Below are 15673 nucleotides of genomic sequence, written 5' to 3' on the forward strand. Positions count from 1 at the left end.
AGCCATAAGTGCGCATGACAGAGTGGCCTTAGATGGTTTAGATTCTGAGTGAGGCGAGTGGATGGCGCCCATTGCGTGCGATACAACACAAGGAGAGGGTGATGTTTGAGGTGTGCCTGTTTGATCTCGATCAGACTCTGGTTGAGACCGAAGATATGAAAGAGCTGCGGGAATCGGGTAAAGGTAGGGATGATGCACGCTACGTGGAGGAGGTAGTTAAGGCATTTAAGAAAAAGACCAGGGCAGATCGCCTGATATATGCCGAGACACTTCTCGCAGAGATCCGAGAGAAGTTCCCCAATATGAAGTTGGGCGTATTCACTAGGTCTCCGAAAAGCTATGCGCAAGCAATTCTCGATAATGCATACCCGTCACTCAATTGGGACGTGGTGGTGGCTTATGAAGATGTAGAGCACACCAAGCCGTATGGAGAGGGTATCGATAAGGCGATGTGGTCATTCGGCCTCCAAAATATTTCAAAGGTCGTGTTGGTGGGCGACGGTGATGCTGATGTGCGTGCAGCCTACAACGCTGGCTGCGTTGTGATTCTCGATAAATCTACTTGGGCGGCACGTAATAATCCCGACAATTGGCGTGCTCTAGGCCGAATTCCGGATGCGGTCATTAGTAGTCCTCGCGATATTATTGATGTTTTGAGCGGGTACTGTAAGTACCTTCCAGAATTGGAGCGATTGCTTTCCGGAGAGATCGAGCGTGCCGGTGCGTCTAGGTTTGACAAGATAAATAAATTCATACCTAAGGGCGTCGGAGGGGATAGTACCGCATTCCCAATCTACTGCTGTGGGCGTTCATTTGCGGGCTACAAGTCGCTTGAATGGCGGAAAAAGTGGCATTTGCTTACGCATAGTATCCATGATCAAAAAGATGCGGACGTTTTCCCTGATGAGTGGATTGAGGCCGTAAGAACCTTCATCTCTACACAATTCTGGACTCTTGGACTTGGTGGCTCACTTCTGGTTTCAGTAGTTCCCCATCGGCCAGGAAGAAAGCCTAGGCTTGAGGCCTTTCTTTCGCAGCTGGAAGACTCCTATCGTCAAAGTCCGTTGAAAGGGAAAGGGAAGTTGGAGTTCTTACCGGATCTTCTTGCCTATAAGGCGGGCGTTCTTTCGAATAGTAATGATAAGCTAAGTGCGACAGAGCGATTTGAGAATATTCGTGACCATTTGTTTTTGCAGAGGAAGAGTGCTGCAGAAGATGGTGGAAGGTTTCTGATTATCGACGATGTGGCCACGACTGGGTCTTCTTTGATTTATGCCAAGAAGTCCTTGACTGAGGCGGGGGCAAATGAAGTTGTTTGCCTATCTATTGCGATGAATGTAAGTAACGTACTTTATGACTGAATTGTCTGATGGGACAAAGAAGCTTCTAACTATCTCGATGTTGAGGGGCGTAGGTCCTTCGGCACTGAAGAAAGTGTCTGCATCGCCGAACTTCTTGAAATATTCCGCTGAGGACCTGGCACGGGAGTTGCCGGCTGCTTCGAAAGCGCTCCAGGATCCTGATGCCTGGCTCAGGGCTGTTGAGGACGCCCAAAGGCAGATAGAGGAAGCTGGGCGTTACGAGTCCAGAATCCTGTCGCCGCTAGATGCTGAATATCCATCACTTCTCTCTGCAACAAAAGATGATCCCTTTTTAATTTTCGTGAGGGGCAGGCTCTCTGATACGCCGCGACGGTCTGTAGCAGTTATCGGTACGCGTCAGCCTACTCAGCACGGGGTCTTGATTGCACAGCGGATCAGCCAGTTCTTTGTTGGGAATGGATGGAGCGTTGTGAGTGGCTTAGCACTTGGGTGTGATGCGATTGCCCATCAAGCGGCACTGGATGCCGGTGGCCACACCATCGCTGTTCTGGCCCATGGCCTACATACGGTCTCACCGGCGCGACATCGAAAGTTAGCGGATGAGATACTCGAGGGAGGTGGAGCGTTGATCAGCGAGTATCGCTTTGGCCAAGATCCTCTGCCACAGCAGTTCGTCAAGCGTGACCGCACGCAGGCAGGGCTGTCTCAGGGCGTGATCATGGTCCAGTCGGATCTGAAAGGAGGCAGTCTTTACGCATCGCGTGCCTCACTTAGCTACGGTCGCTGGCTCGCAGTTCCCTATCCGACAGCTCTTGATTTCGCAAATGGAGAGCCGAAAATACAAGCGAACTTAGTGATTTCGGATGGTAGCGACAAGCAAAAAGAAGAGATATTGGCATGCTCCCCATCTGATTTGGGGAGAGTAATAGTTCTTCGCGGAAGAGGTGATTATCCGAGTTTGATTCGACATAGAGTTGACTAGTCTCGCCTCGATGATAATTTGATGCAATTGACGAGAAGTGCGAGCCACGTTGGGGTTGGTTGAAACGCTACTGAGTGGCGCTCCATAGATGTATTGAATTAGGAGAATTCTCTTTGTGACAGCGATTTTAGACGAGATGCAACAGGATGTTTGGCATATCCTGACTGTGCTCTATACCTATCAAAGGATTGCAGAATCGACGGCAAAGAGTGCCACCCGATACGAGATGGCAAATCACATTGTTTCCGCTAATTCCTTAGCAGAGATGCTTGTGATTAGGGTTGCTCGCATGGCAGACAAGACGAAAGGAACTCGCTCGGTATCATTGCTCCTTAAGCGCAGCAATTTCGGGGAGCGAGCGGAGTTGGTTGCGCAAGCTGGCCAGGAGTTTCTATCTTTGTCCAAGCCGGTTATGAAAATTCGCCACGAGCAAGTCGCTCATATGAAGCCTGGCGTACTAAGCAGTTATCCGTTAGAGCCCCTGCAGTCTGTGGTTATACGTGCCATTGAAGCTCTAGTTGATCTGATCGATGTTGCTAGAGGCGAGGCCGTTTCTTATGTCTATAAAGTAGGCTCCATGGAGGCCAAGGTTGATCTGAGAGCTTCATTGGCAAATGGATTGATGGTTACCATGTAAAATTTTCCGGCGCTGCCTAGCTATATGGGGCGTTCCCGAGATTGGAGCACTATGAGTCGCTATCTCGATTCTCTGCCTCACCCATGGACTCGCGAGGAGATCGAGAGGGCCATCTTTGAGAATTTTTCTGAAGCACGGGAATCTATCGAGGAAACTCCAGGCGGCAGCCTTTGGCATTCGCTGGCGGATCTGCAAGATAGTCGATGGATATTCCAGCAATCAGTAACCGACCTACTAGACGAAATAAGCCTATTTGCTGACCGAAGTCTTGACCCTGCTTTCTGGCATGAGGGCGATTTCTGTGAGGCTGATGCACATGCGAGAAATGTGAAAAGATACATCTTCAATACTACATCCTCTATTATGGCCTTGGTCGATCATGCGAGGAATTTCGATAAATCATATCCGGTGGACGGGTACAACGCTCAGCGGGACAAGTGCTTTTCTACTCCTGGGCTCCACAACTTTCTTCAAGGCTTTCGCAACTACAACACACATTGGCGTGTAGCGGAGGCAAATTGGAGGATAAGCAAGGATCTTGGAACAGGCGCTAGAGAAGCTCGCTTTGTCATTTCGACGAAGGAGCTAAAGAGATGGTCTGGATGGTGTAGGCGCGCCAACGAGTACATTGCGCGCGCTTCCGACCCTCTGGATGTTCATCGCATTTTTTCGGAGTATCGAAGATCAGTCCATGACTTCTACTCTTGGCATAGGGGCGCAGTTCTTGACCAGTATGCAAGCGTGTACCAGCCATATCTGGAGCATAGGCGCCTCTATGATGGGCTTCAAAAGAAGTATTACTGGAATATGCTGATCTCCCGCCGCTCGGAGTCCATCAATCCATTTGCGCATTTGGGTCGATATCTGAGCAAGCGCCAAGTCGAGAGAGTTCTCGCCCTAGAGCATCGCAGCGCGGCGCAGATTGATACGATCATTGAAATGATGGGTATGAATGAATTCTGTAGCCCTGAGTTTCGCGCAAAAGTTTTTGCTCTCTTTCGGATGGGTCGAATTGAGGCGGAGTAGTCAATTAAAGTCGATTGTGCGAGCGTCCGCTGCTGACCGGAAGCGGACACTGGATTTGTTAGCAGGGATCTACGCTGCCAAGGGAAACTACTCTGGCCTAACCTCCCGGCAAGCCCACTCAGCCAACCCCCGGCAGGCCAGAAATAGCCCATCAACAGTCCCCTCATCCAGATGCCGCTCTGGCTCCGCTGCCACCCGGCAGCGGTCTGCCGAGTGCAGCACTTCCAGCACCGTCAGCAGCCCCACCAACGCTCGCTCGGTTCTCGCCAGGCTCACGCGCCGACCGGGTGACACGTCGTTCTCCGGCCAGGGCAGCCCATCAGCCCCCTCGCAGCCGCGCATGCGCTTGAGGATGCCAAGCAGGGAGTTCAGGTCGGGCAGGGGAGTGTCGTCGTTGATGGGCTCAACAGCGGTGTACGAGGAGAAGGTGTCGGATTCGTTCATGGCGTCGGCTTCCGTGGCTGTGCTTAACAGCGCCACCGTGAAGAGGGTGGCGGACGATGCGTGGCTGCAAACCGGGACGAAGTAGTGCCATGGCCGGTGGGTCCGAAGACCCCCACGCACCGCCCGCCATACAGGCCGACGGATTGCCCGCCGGCACCGGTTAAGGACGGTGCCGACGGGCAAGCGTAAACAACAGGCACAACAATCGTCGCGGGTTTGCAGACCCGGAGCCACCCGTTGTCGGTGGCACGTCATGTTGGTTACGCAGTCGCTTCGAATGCCAATAGAAATTCGCGAAGGAATCGCGGAATCCGAGAGCAGAGGACTATTGTTACACGCACCATTCGTGCAACACGCGACGCCAGCAGACGCATTCGCGCAGCTGCTCTGCTGATGACGAATAAATGTGGCGCAATCGCCCATGCCACAAGCGAATAGCGCGACAGACTTCTTTGCAACAGTTCTTAGTGTGACTCGACAAGTAAGGGCGCCTGATCAGGCGCACAGCCAGAAAATCGGTTCAAACCCGACACCTCCAGCAAACCTTGCAGCTTCAACCGACGCCAGCCTCAGCCGCATTCCCCACCAACAACTCAATCATCGCCCGCGCCGCTGCCGACTGACGCCGGTGCGGCGCATAGATCACCGAGAACGGCCTTGACCGCCCCCGCAGCTGCGGCAGCACCTCCACCAACTCCCCACGCTGCAGTCGCTCGCGCACGATGAACGCATAGCTCTGGCAGATGCCGATGCCCTGTTCGGCCAGCGACACCACGCCCAGCACATCGTCGGAGGTCTCGATGGACGAACGCGGCAGCCAGTCCACGTCGCGCCCGCCGTCGCGGAACACCCAGGGCGCCAGCCGCCCAGTACGCGGCATCACAAACGGCAGGCACAGGTGCTGCTGCAGGTCGTCCAGCGTCTGCGGCGTGCCACGGCGCTGCAGGTAGCCCGGCGCGGCCACCAGCAGCAGTGGGGCGTCTTCCAGCTTTCGCCCCACCAGCCCGCTGTCCGGCAGCTGGCCCAGGCGGATGGCCAGATCGAAGCCTTCGGCCACTAGGTCCACGTTGCGGTTGGTGATGTTCAGTTCCACCTGCACCTGCGGGTACTGCTGCGCAAAGCGCGCCAACACGGGCGGCAGCCGGTAGTGGCCATAGGTGGTGGGCACGCTCAGGCGCACGCGGCCGGCCAGCGCACCGTCCTGGGCCAGTACGTCGCGCTCGGCGTCGTCCAGCAGGCCGAAGGCGGTGCGCACCTGTTCCAGATAGAGCCGCCCGGCGTCGGTCAGGCCCACGCGGCGGGTGGTCCGCTGCAGCAGCTGCCGGCCCAGCCGCGCTTCCAGGCGTGTGACCGCGCGGCTCAGCACGGAGGGCGTGGTGGACAGCGCCACCGCGCCGGCGGTGAACGAGCCGTGCTCGACCACCGCCAGGAACACCTCCACATCGCCCAGGTAGTCGAACTTGCGGCTCATTTGGTTCTCCGGGGAACAGATGTTTTGCGATGCGGCCAATTTATCGCCGCTGGGGCGATGAATAAAGTGGCCGCCATACCCCGATAGGAGCTCCGCATGAACCTGATGACCCGGCTGGCCGCAGCGCTGGCCCTGACCCTGGCCGCGGCCGGCGCGCATGCCGCCAACGTGCTGGTGGTGCTGTCCGACGAGAACCACCTGGACCTGAAGGACGGCAAGGTACTGTCCACCGGCTTCTATCTCAACGAGCTGATGCAGCCGGTCAAGCTGCTGCTGGACGCGGGTCACGAGGTGACCTTCGCCACGCCGCAGGGGCGCGCGCCGACGGTGGACGCGTCTTCGGTGATGCCGATGTACTTCGGCAACGATGCCGCGCAGCTGAAGCTGCACAAGGACCTGCTGGAGAAGCTGGCATTGACCTCTTCGACGGCCTCGCCCGTGGTCAGCCTGGCGCGCGTCGAGCAGCAGGGCTATGCGCGTTTCGATGCGGTCTATATTCCCGGTGGCCACGCGCCGATGCAGGACCTGCTGAAGAGCCCGGCGCTGGGCCGGCTGCTGGCCGACTTCCACCAGCGCAACAAGACCACCGCGCTGGTCTGCCACGGGCCGATCGCGCTGCTGTCTACGCTGCCGGATGCGGGTGATTTTGTGGCGAAGTTGGAAGCTGGTGCGATGCCGGCCACGCCGAAGTGGATCTACAGCGGCTACCAGATGACGGTGATCAGCAACCAGGAAGAAGAGCAGGCCAAGCCGCTGTTGGGTGGTGGAGAGATGAAGTTTTACCCGCAGACCGCGTTGGTGCGGGCGGGTGCGCGGTTCAGCAGCAATGCCACACCGTGGACGGGGCATGTGGTGGTGGACCGCGAGCTGATTACCGGGCAGAACCCGGCTTCGGCGCTGGAGGTGGGGCAGCGGTTGGTGGAGCGGTTGAAGTAGGGCGATTCTGCATCGCATGCGCTGCCATGGCACCATGATGGGCTGGCCTCGTCCTTCAGGGCGGGGCCGTTTTCCCAAGGAAGCTCTCGAACACGACATGCGAACGTCTCTTTTCATTCTCTCCGCCCTGTGCCTTGGCCTGCTGTCTGGCTGCGCCAGTGGCCCGGAGGAGCACACCTCAAGCCGCGAAATCACCGGTGCGTTCGTGGCCGACGACGGCCAGCTGTACCTGCTGCCGCGCTATGACGAGCCGATGCGCTTCAATGCTGCACCGTTCCGCGAGTACCGCGCGCTGATGGACAGCCCGCTGCGCGAGGCGGTGGCTTGTGCGCAGATGTACTTCCATGAGGACTGGCGCGACCCGGCCAACAAGGCCAAGGTGCACGGCAGCTATGCGCTGCTGCTGCGGCCGGAGCAGGTGACGCCGGAACAGGCCGCGCAGTTCAAGCTGGAGCGGATCGAGGTCACCCCGCGCGAGGCCAAGGCCGTGGAGGAGCGGGCACGCTACTACCTGCCGCTGGACCGGACCCGTTACGCGCTGGCGTTTGATCGTGCGTGCAATCTTTCAAAGAAGGGTGGCAGTTACTACAGCGCACTGTTCGAGGGCGATGGCGAGCGGGTGAAGTTGCCGGATGCTGCCGCGTTGGCGGAGAAGGGGAAGCTGGCGCAGCCGATCAGTGCGCGGGCGCAGCGGATCCTGCCGGAGAGGGAGGACAAGCCGGGTGTTGGGACGGCGGCTGGGAAGGTGCTGGGCGCGGCGTTGGTGCCGGTGGCGGTTCCGGTGTTTGTGTTGAGCCTGCCGTTCCTGGGGCCGGATCATTGGAAGTGATGGGGCGTTGAGGGAGAGCATCCACGCGTGGGGTGGATCTACCCGGGCGTCACCAATGCCTGAACATTCATCCTGGAGATCTGTGTGCCAAGCACGCTGGAAACTGTTTTGAAGACCGTGGGCTTTGTTGTCCTCGCGGCCCTTCCGTTGGTCATCCTCTGGTTCATTCTGCGGCGAATGTCAGCGACCGCGCGTTCTGCATTGGGATCAGCGCTGCGTTTGAATCCACCTCGCCGGATTTCCGGTAAGTCCATGACCCTGGCGATGGTGGATGGCAAAGAGGATCGCGAGCACTATTTCTTTGATACAGAATCCTTCTACCTGCGGCGGGGCCCGGTGCCTACGGCCGTTCCGCTCTCGCAGATCACCTCAGTCACGCGAACGTCCGATGTCATCTACGGTCGCTATGTCTGGCAGGTGTGCTTCAGCAAAGCATCGGGCAGAAAGTGCGTGACGTTCACCAACAACCTGACGCTGTTCAACCGCGACTTTCTGCTCTTTCTGGAGGCGGTGCGGAAGGCCAATCCGCTGGCGACGGTTGATCGAGCGGGCATCCGCTTCTAGCTGAGGGCCAACAGGGGGGCACTTAAAGGGACGAGCCGGTGAAGCTACACTGGCCGTCTATGCCTGTTGGAAGCACGCCCATGTTCAGTGGAAAGGTCGCGGTGGTCACCGGCTCCACCAGCGGTATCGGTCTTGGCATCGCTACGGCATTGGCGCGGCAGGGTGCCGACATCGTGCTGAATGGCTTTGGCGATGCAGTGGAGATCGAACGCATCCGTACCAACCTGGAAGCCGAGTTCGGTGTACGGGTGGTGCACGACGGCGCGGACCTTTCCCGTGGCGAAGCGGTGCGCGAAATGATCGCCCGCGCCGTCGCGAAGATGGGCCGCATCGACATCCTGGTGAACAACGCCGGCATCCAGCACACCGCGTCGATCGAGGAGTTCCCGGTCGAGAAGTGGGATGCGATCCTGGCGTTGAATCTGTCGGCGGTGTTCCATGCAACGGCGGCGGCGTTGCCGCATATGAAGCAGCAGGGCGCCGGTCGCATCATCAACATCGCCTCGGTGCACGGCTTGGTCGGCTCGGTGAACAAGTCGGCCTACGTAGCGGCCAAGCACGGCGTGGTGGGCTTCACCAAGGTGACGGCGCTGGAGAACGCAGGCACGGGCATCACCGCCAACGCGATCTGCCCAGGTTGGGTGCGGACGGCGCTGGTCGAGCAGCAGATCACCGCGTTGGCAGAGAAGGACGGCACGGATCAGGAAGCCGCGGCCCGTGCGTTGTTGGCTGAAAAGCAGCCCTCATTGCAGTTCGTGACGCCCGATCAGCTGGGCGAAATGGTGGTGTTCCTGGCCTCGGACGCTGCCGCGCAGATCACCGGCACGGCGCTGCCGGTGGACGGTGGCTGGACGGCGCGCTAGCGGACCGGCATCGGCCGCGTTGCCGACGCCGCAGCAGCCAAGGCGCCTGCGGCGTCGTCCCGACGCAGCCGTCTACTGCGGCTTGGCAAACACATCCAGCCCCTTGCCCGTCTCCAACAACGACTTCAGGCTGGACAGCACGATCGGCCAGCCCTGGCGGATGCCGGTATCCATGCCGCTGCCCGGTTGCAGCTGGTCATGGGTGACGGTCAGCCGCACCATGTCCTGGTACGGCACGATCTCGAAGGTGACGCGGCTGTAGGCGGCCGGATCATCGGCCTGCGAGGCGCCGGCCCAGGTGATCACCAGCCGCGAGGGCGGGGTGCTTTCCACCACCTCGCCGACCAGCTCGACCTTGCGTTCGTCGTTGGCGCGTACATGCTGCCAGCGTGAGCCTGGTTTCCAGTCCGAGACGTTTTCGTGGCCCCAGTAGGTGCGGGCAATCTCGGGGCGGGTGATGGCCTCGAACACCTTCTGCGGGGTGGAGGCAATGTAGATCACGTGGATGAAGCGGGTGGACTCTGCGGACATCGTCATTCTCCTTCCAGTTCTCGTTTCAGGTCATGCAGCAGGCTCAGGCGCTGCTGTTCGAACTTGCGTACCCAGCGTTCGTAGATGTCGTGCAATGGCACAGGGTTGATGAAGTGCAGCTTCTCGCGGCCACGCCGCACGGTGCTGATCAGGTTGGCGTCTTCCAGCAGGCCCAGGTGCTGGGTGGCCGACTGCCGGGTCATCTGCAGGTGCTCGCACAGCTGGCCCAGGGTCTGGCCGTTGTTGGCACAGAGCAGATCCAGCAGGGTCCTGCGGGTGGGATCGGCCAGGGCTTTGAAGACCTTGTCTGGATCCATGCGGTGCGTCAGTTCCACTCGTCGATCTTGATGTCGCGCGGGCTGGGTTGGCCGCGGCCGGTTTCCAGCAGGGATTTCAGGCTCATCAGGAACATGGCCCACTTGGTGTTGCAGTGGCGGATGAACTCGGCGCGCTCGCCCCAGCCATCGTGGGTGAACAGCACGATGCTGTATTCGCCTTCCTGGTGCAGGGCGAAGCGGATGTGGGTGCCGGTCCATTCCGGCGGCCCGGCCAGCACTTCCCACAGCACCAGGCTGCTGGGCTGCAGTTCGCGCAGCTTCATCTGCATGGCGCCGCGGTCTTCGCCGTTGGCGGTGAAGCGCAGTTTCAGGGTGCCGCCTGGGTGGCGGTCGCCTTCGGTTTCCTCGGTCCACCAGCCGGCGACGCCTTCGGGGGTCGCCAGGGCCTGGTAGACCTGGGCGACGGGTGCCTTGATGCCGATTCTGTGAGCGATCTCGAGCATGTCTGGTTCCTCCGGTGGGAGGGCGGCCTGCGGTGTGGGCCGTCCATGGATTGACAATAGGCAGGTAAATGCCTGCATGTCAATGACCGTCATCCCCTTCCGTGGCGACGGTCGCGCTCTGCGCGGTTTTGTTCAGGCCGGGCTGTCACTGGGCGAGCGCCTCCAAGGGTGGTTGACAGCCAGGCAACCTACTAGTAGGTTGAAGGCATGAAAGACGCACTCTCGCCCAAGGCCCAGGAGATCCTGGTGCATGCCCGTTCGCTGTTGGAAGCCGGTGGCTACAACGGTTTCAGCTATGCGGACGTGTCGGCGCGGGTGAACATCAGCAAGGCCAGCATCCATCACCATTTCCCCAGCAAGGCCGACCTGGTGCGCACGGTGGTGGTGCTCTACCGCGCCGAGGCCCGCGAGGGGCTGGCGCTGCTGGACCGGCAGCTGGACGATCCGCTGAAGGAGCTCAACGCCTATGTGGATTACTGGTCCACCTGCATTGCCGGCGGCACGTCCTCGTTCTGCATCTGCGCGATGCTGGCGGCCGAGGCACCGATGATTCCGCCCGAGATTGCCGAGGAGGTGCGCGGGCATTTCGAGGACCTGAGTGGGTGGCTGGCGGTGACCCTGGAGAAGGGCGTGGCCCAAGGACAGCTGCGGCTGCAGGGGCCGGCGGCCGACGAGGCCAAGGCGTTCATGTCGGCAGTGCACGGCGCAATGCTGGCCGCGCGCGGGTTGGGTGATGCGGCGATGTTCGCGACACTGGCGCGACTGGCCATTGCACGGGTGAGTGCGACGGCCTGACGGTTGTGTGGTGGCCTGCGGCAGCGCGGGCCTTCTTTTTACTCCATAAGTCTACCTACTAGTAGGTTTATACTCATCAAGAGAGATTTCCATGGCACACCCTCTGTCTGCGCTCGGTGCGATCCACACCGCCATCAGTCTGGTTCCGATCCTGGCCGGGCTGTACGGCTTCCTCCGCCACCGCGCGATCGATCCGGCCACCCGCGCGGGCAAGCTCTATCTGCTGGGCCTGGTGCTGTCGGTGGTGACCTCGTTCTCCGTGTCCAGCACCGGCGGGCTCAATCCCGGGCACGCGTTCGGCGTGATCGTGCTGGTGGTGGCGTTCGGCGGGATGCTGGCGGCACGGCTGCGCGGCCTCGGCCGCGCCGGGCCGTACCTGTCCACTTTCGCGCTGTCGTTGAGTTTTCTGCTGTCGCTGGTGCCGGGCGTGAATGAAACGCTGACGCGCCTGCCGTTGTCGCATCCGATCGCCGCGGCGCCGCTCGCGCCGGTGATCCTGCGCACGCTGCTGGGCTGCGCGGTGGTATTCGTGATCGGATTCTTGGCGCAGTGCTGGCGGATCCATGCGCGCGGCGGACGCCGGTAAAGCGTTGCGCCGGCCGTGCGCGGCGATCAGCAGCCCACCAACCGCTCTGCTGCGATGCCGCTGCGATGCTGGTTGCGGTATTCGATGGGGCTGGCCGCGACCATGCTGCGGAAATGGCGGCGGAAGGATTCCTGCGAGCCGAACCCGGCCTGCTCGGCCACCCACTGCAGCGGGCGGTCGGTGGTCTCCAGCAGCTCGCGCGCGTAGGCCACGCGTTCGCGGATCAGCCAGTCGATGGGCGACAGGCCGGTGGCTTCGAGGAACTGCCGCTGCAGGGTGCGCTGGCTCAGCGCGGCCTGCTCGGCCAGGCTGGCGAGCGAGTGGCTTTCGCGCAGGTTGCGGCGCATCCATTCCATCAGTCGCGCCAGCCGCGTGGGCTCGCCCAGCGGGATTGCGCGGCTGACGCGCTGGCTGCGTTCGGCATCGCGCCAAGGTGCGAGCACCAGGCGCTCGGCGACCAGGTTGGCCACGCGTGCGCCGTAATCGTTGCGCACCATGTGCAGCATCATGTCCATGCCGGTGGCCGAGCCGGCCGAGGTGATGATGCTGCCGGTATCTACGTACAGCACATCCTCGCGCACGTCGATGCGCGGGAAGTCGCGCGCAAGCGCTTCGGTGAGGCGCCAGTGGGTGGTGGCCGGGCGGCCATCGAGCAGCCCGGCCCAGGCCAGCACGAAGGCACCGGAGCAGATCGAGGCGATGCGCGCGCCACGTGCGTGGGCGCGGATCAGTGCATCGAGCAACGCCTGCGGCGGACGTTCGCTGGGCTCGCGCCAGCCGGGGATGACGATGATGTCGGCATCATCGACGCAGCTGAGATCGTAGGGCAGCTGCACCTGGGTGCTGCCGAGCATGCGCAGCGCGCCGGGCTCGCCTGCGCACAGTTGGGTGCGGTACCACGCCACCCCCAGCTCTGGCCGTATCGGTGCGAACAGGCCAACGGCACAGCCAAACTCGAACAGCCCCTGGCCGTGGCAGGCAACGATGGCGACGAGCGGCGCGGTGGGATCGGCGGGTGAGCTGGGCATGGCCTGATGCTACGGGCGGTGGTGCGCGCCGCAGAGTGGCGCGCGGGCATGAGGTGATGCCGGGTCGGTATATGGAGGCTGGGGTCAGAGCCCTTTCCTTTGGAAAGGGATCCGACCACGTGGGAGTGGGTCGCCTAACGTCATTACCAGTGGTCATGTGGGTGGCCGGATATGACGGTTGGGTGACGCGATCCCGCCTGTCGCGGTGGGTGAACAGGCCCTTGAATGGAAGCGTGTTTCCGGCCCACCCCCACGAGCCCCCATGCCTGCCGCCTACGCCCCAGCCCTGAGTACTCTCGCTGTCCTGATCGCTGCCGCCCTCGCTGCTACGCCCAGCCTTGCCGCGGAAGCCGATGCGGATCCTGCCACCACCGCGGCGACGGCGAACGTTGCAGCATCCACTTTGGATGCGGTGGTGGTGACCGGCTCACGCACCAGCACGCGCACGGTGAAGAACAGTTCCACACCGATCGATGTGATCTCCGCCGAGGACCTCGCCGCTACCGGGCAGGGCAACCTGCTGGAAGCGCTGCAGCGCAGCCTGCCGTCGCTGAGCCAGATCGGCGGCTACCAGAGCGACCAGGAAAGCCTGATCCGCGGCTACCAGCTGCGCAACCTGTCGCCGGGCTACACGCTGGTGCTGGTGAACGGAAAGCGCCGTAATGCCAGCGCCTATGTGAGCGGAGCCAACGGTGGCGGCTTTCCGGGGCACGCTTGGGCGGACCTGGCGCTGATTCCGGTCTCGGCCATCGACCATGTGGAAGTGCTGCGCGATGGCGCTTCGGCCATTTACGGCTCGGACGCGATTACCGGCGTGGTCAACGTGATCCTGAAATCGCAGGCGCATGGTGGCGAATTTGCCGTGGAAAGCGGGCAGAGCATCGATGGCGATGGCTCGCGCACCAGCGTGCGTGCCAACGTGGGCCTGCCGTGGGGCAATGATGGTTTCGTCAACCTGTCCGGCGAGACCACCCGCCAGCATCATGCGATCCGCACCCGCCGCTACATCGATGGCTACCTGAGCTACCCGGCGGTGGATGGCAGCGGCAATCTGGTGGCGTTGCGACCAAACAACCGGCTGCCAGCAGGCGCTACGCCGAACCCGGCCGAGGTGGGCCGCGATGCTGAGGCCAATACCATCCTCAGCTCGCCGTCGTATGCGTTGAAGGCGTTTGCCGTGAACGTGGGCCATGGCCTGGGCGAGAGCGCGCAGTTCTACGCCAACGCTACGGCCAGTGATCGCACCGCGCAGGCGATCCAGAACTTCCGCCTGCCGGCGACCATCTTCACCACCTACAAGGCCCCCGGCGTGTTGAGTGTGTTTCCCGATGGCTTCCTGCCGGTGCTGGAAACCAAGGAGAAGCAGTACACCGGCACCGTGGGCGTGAAAGGGCAGATCGCAGGCTGGGACTACGACGCCAGCCTGACCGGCAACCGCAGTACGGTGCGCACCTATACGCGCAATTCGGTGAACTACTCACTGCCGTATCCCGGTTCGCCCACTGATTTCTATGACGGCAAGCTGGACTACCAGCAGGGCATCGCCAACCTGGACCTACGCCGTGGCTTCGAGGTGGCGGCCTTTGCTTCGCCGCTGGAAGTGAGCGCGGGCGCCGAATACCAGCATGAACAGTATGAGCGCGGCGCAGGGCAGTGGGAGTCGTATACCGGCTTCGGTGCGGCGGCGTTCGTTGGCTATTCCACTGCGGACGCGGTGAAGGCCACCCGCAACAGCAAGGCGGTGTACGCAGGTGCGGCCACCAACATTACCTCGCGCTGGTATCTGGATGCCGCCGCGCGCTGGGAAGACCATTCCGACTTCGGCAGCGTCTCCACCGGCCGCCTGACCACGCGTTTCGACTTCACCGACGCGCTGGGTGTGCGGGCAACGGTGAGCAACGGTTTCCATGCGCCCAGCCTGGGCGCGCAGTACTACCAGGCCACCGGTAGTTGCCCGTGCGGGACCACGCTGGTGGCGCAGGTGTCATCGCCGGCGGCGATCGCATTGGGGGCCACACCGCTGAAGCCGGAAAAGGCCACCAACTACAGCCTGGGCGTGACCTGGGACCCGAGCCCGGCGTTCCATCTGGCGGTGGATGCCTATCAGATCGACATCCGCGGCCAGCTCGGCCAGTCCAGCCAGATCGGCTATAACGCGCAGGATCCGGCGCGCATCACCGACAACAGCGGGACGGTACTGAGCGCGGCGCAGAAGAACACCATCGATGCACTGCTGGGTTCGGCCGGCATCAGCATCCTGCCGGGTGATGCGTTCTACGCCAGCTACTTCACCAACGTGGGCAATACCCGTACGCGCGGTGTGGAGCTGACCCTGGAAGCGAACCAGGAGACAGCGTGGGGCAAGCTGCGCTGGAGCTACGCGGCCAATGTCGGCCGTACCACGATCCAGAAGGTCAGCGACATTCCGGCGGCGCTGCAGGGGCTGCCGAACATCAATCTGCTGACCAGATCCAGCGAGTACGCGCTGCGCTTCCGCACGCCCAGCTACACCCAGGTGGCGGGGTTGGGCTGGCAGAACGGGCGCTGGCGCTCGAATGTCGACTTCACGTATTACGGCCCGATCAAGCGCCTGAACAACGGCGTGGAGTACAAGCAGCCGCCGGTGCTGGTGACCAACCTGTCCGGTGGCGTGGAGCTGGGTGCGGGCTGGAGTGCGGCGCTGGGCATCAACAACGTATTCGACAAGCGCACGCGAAAGGTGCCGGCGTACGCGCGCAGTGCCACGGATGTGGCGAGCATCGAGACCACCTGGGATAGCGGCGATGTGCTGAGCAATGTAGGCGCGTATTGGTTTGGCCGGGTCAGTTACCGGTTTTGAGGTTCAGGCGAAACGTCGCCGGGCATGGCCCGGCGCTAC

The 15673-nt window shown here is 61.5% G+C and carries 17 protein-coding genes; 11 read left to right on the top strand and 6 right to left on the bottom strand.

Annotated elements, in window-relative coordinates; genetic code table 11:
* Positions 1-101 precede the first annotated feature (101 nt).
* The 4 genes from ACYKG1_RS08990 (at position 102) to ACYKG1_RS09005 (ending at position 3967) form a co-directional block, all read left to right on the top strand.
* Positions 102-1361 carry an HAD hydrolase-like protein gene (locus ACYKG1_RS08990; RefSeq protein WP_111687150.1) on the top strand — a complete coding sequence of 420 codons (1260 nt, stop codon included), beginning with the start codon at positions 102-104 and terminating at the stop codon, positions 1359-1361.
* Positions 1354-2304 (top strand): DNA-processing protein DprA, encoded by a 951-nt coding sequence (locus ACYKG1_RS08995; protein WP_111687151.1) that lies wholly within the window; start codon positions 1354-1356, stop codon positions 2302-2304. Before ACYKG1_RS08990 ends, ACYKG1_RS08995 begins: the two co-directional genes overlap by 8 nt.
* Before the next feature lie 289 nt (positions 2305-2593).
* Positions 2594-2941 carry a hypothetical protein gene (locus ACYKG1_RS09000; RefSeq protein WP_478472428.1) on the top strand — a complete coding sequence of 116 codons (348 nt, stop codon included), beginning with the start codon at positions 2594-2596 and terminating at the stop codon, positions 2939-2941.
* A 51-nt stretch (positions 2942-2992) separates the two neighbouring features.
* Entirely contained in the window at positions 2993-3967 is a 975-nt protein-coding gene (locus ACYKG1_RS09005) for a hypothetical protein (RefSeq protein ID WP_478472429.1), read from the top strand.
* Positions 3968-4054: 87 nt separating this feature from the next.
* Here ACYKG1_RS09005 and ACYKG1_RS09010 read toward each other — a convergent pair whose 3' ends face one another.
* Both ACYKG1_RS09010 and ACYKG1_RS09015 read right to left on the bottom strand, forming a co-directional pair.
* The gene (locus tag ACYKG1_RS09010) at positions 4055-4411 is read right to left on the bottom strand and encodes a hypothetical protein (protein WP_478472430.1); all 357 of its coding nucleotides are present in this window, start codon (positions 4409-4411) and stop codon (positions 4055-4057) included.
* Between the two features lie 553 nt (positions 4412-4964).
* Positions 4965-5882: a LysR family transcriptional regulator gene (locus ACYKG1_RS09015; protein WP_478472431.1), complete on the bottom strand. Its 918-nt coding sequence runs from the start codon at positions 5880-5882 to the stop codon at positions 4965-4967.
* A gap of 96 nt (positions 5883-5978) precedes the next feature.
* Between ACYKG1_RS09015 and ACYKG1_RS09020 the strand changes: the two genes are divergently transcribed.
* The 4 genes from ACYKG1_RS09020 (at position 5979) to ACYKG1_RS09035 (ending at position 9074) form a co-directional block, all read left to right on the top strand.
* Positions 5979-6818 carry a type 1 glutamine amidotransferase domain-containing protein gene (locus ACYKG1_RS09020; RefSeq protein ID WP_478472433.1) on the top strand — a complete coding sequence of 280 codons (840 nt, stop codon included), beginning with the start codon at positions 5979-5981 and terminating at the stop codon, positions 6816-6818.
* A 97-nt stretch (positions 6819-6915) separates the two neighbouring features.
* Positions 6916-7647, top strand: coding sequence for a hypothetical protein (locus ACYKG1_RS09025; protein ID WP_478472435.1), 732 nt, complete (start codon positions 6916-6918; stop codon positions 7645-7647).
* An 84-nt stretch (positions 7648-7731) separates the two neighbouring features.
* Positions 7732-8211 carry a hypothetical protein gene (locus tag ACYKG1_RS09030; RefSeq protein WP_478472436.1) on the top strand — a complete coding sequence of 160 codons (480 nt, stop codon included), beginning with the start codon at positions 7732-7734 and terminating at the stop codon, positions 8209-8211.
* Between the two features lie 80 nt (positions 8212-8291).
* Positions 8292-9074, top strand: a complete 783-nt coding sequence (locus ACYKG1_RS09035) for a 3-hydroxybutyrate dehydrogenase (RefSeq protein ID WP_478472438.1) — start codon at positions 8292-8294, stop codon at positions 9072-9074.
* Between the two features lie 72 nt (positions 9075-9146).
* Here ACYKG1_RS09035 and ACYKG1_RS09040 read toward each other — a convergent pair whose 3' ends face one another.
* From ACYKG1_RS09040 to ACYKG1_RS09050, 3 genes are read right to left on the bottom strand one after another with little or no spacing between them, the layout of a single operon-like run.
* On the bottom strand, positions 9147-9605 hold the full coding sequence (locus ACYKG1_RS09040) for an SRPBCC family protein (protein WP_100472064.1): 459 nt from the start codon (positions 9603-9605) through the stop codon (positions 9147-9149).
* A 2-nt stretch (positions 9606-9607) separates the two neighbouring features.
* Entirely contained in the window at positions 9608-9922 is a 315-nt protein-coding gene (locus ACYKG1_RS09045) for an ArsR/SmtB family transcription factor (RefSeq protein WP_100475187.1), read from the bottom strand.
* An 8-nt stretch (positions 9923-9930) separates the two neighbouring features.
* Positions 9931-10386 (bottom strand): SRPBCC family protein, encoded by a 456-nt coding sequence (locus ACYKG1_RS09050; protein ID WP_262226926.1) that lies wholly within the window; start codon positions 10384-10386, stop codon positions 9931-9933.
* Positions 10387-10593: 207 nt separating this feature from the next.
* On the opposite strand from ACYKG1_RS09050, the gene ACYKG1_RS09055 reads away from it, so the two are divergent.
* Together ACYKG1_RS09055 and ACYKG1_RS09060 are read left to right on the top strand one after the other, a co-directional pair.
* On the top strand, positions 10594-11181 hold the full coding sequence (locus ACYKG1_RS09055; RefSeq protein WP_262226925.1) for a TetR/AcrR family transcriptional regulator: 588 nt from the start codon (positions 10594-10596) through the stop codon (positions 11179-11181).
* A 91-nt stretch (positions 11182-11272) separates the two neighbouring features.
* On the top strand, positions 11273-11767 hold the full coding sequence (locus ACYKG1_RS09060; protein WP_478472440.1) for a hypothetical protein: 495 nt from the start codon (positions 11273-11275) through the stop codon (positions 11765-11767).
* Between the two features lie 26 nt (positions 11768-11793).
* On the opposite strand, the gene ACYKG1_RS09065 is transcribed toward ACYKG1_RS09060, so the two are convergent.
* Positions 11794-12795, bottom strand: a complete 1002-nt coding sequence (locus tag ACYKG1_RS09065; protein ID WP_478472442.1) for a helix-turn-helix domain-containing protein — start codon at positions 12793-12795, stop codon at positions 11794-11796.
* Between the two features lie 262 nt (positions 12796-13057).
* Here ACYKG1_RS09065 and ACYKG1_RS09070 point away from each other — a divergent pair, with 262 nt between their 5' ends.
* Positions 13058-15634, top strand: coding sequence for a TonB-dependent receptor plug domain-containing protein (locus ACYKG1_RS09070; RefSeq protein WP_478472443.1), 2577 nt, complete (start codon positions 13058-13060; stop codon positions 15632-15634).
* Positions 15635-15673: the final 39 nt, after the last annotated feature.

The sequence above is a fragment of the Stenotrophomonas sp. 85239_Sma genome, assembly GCF_056481725.1.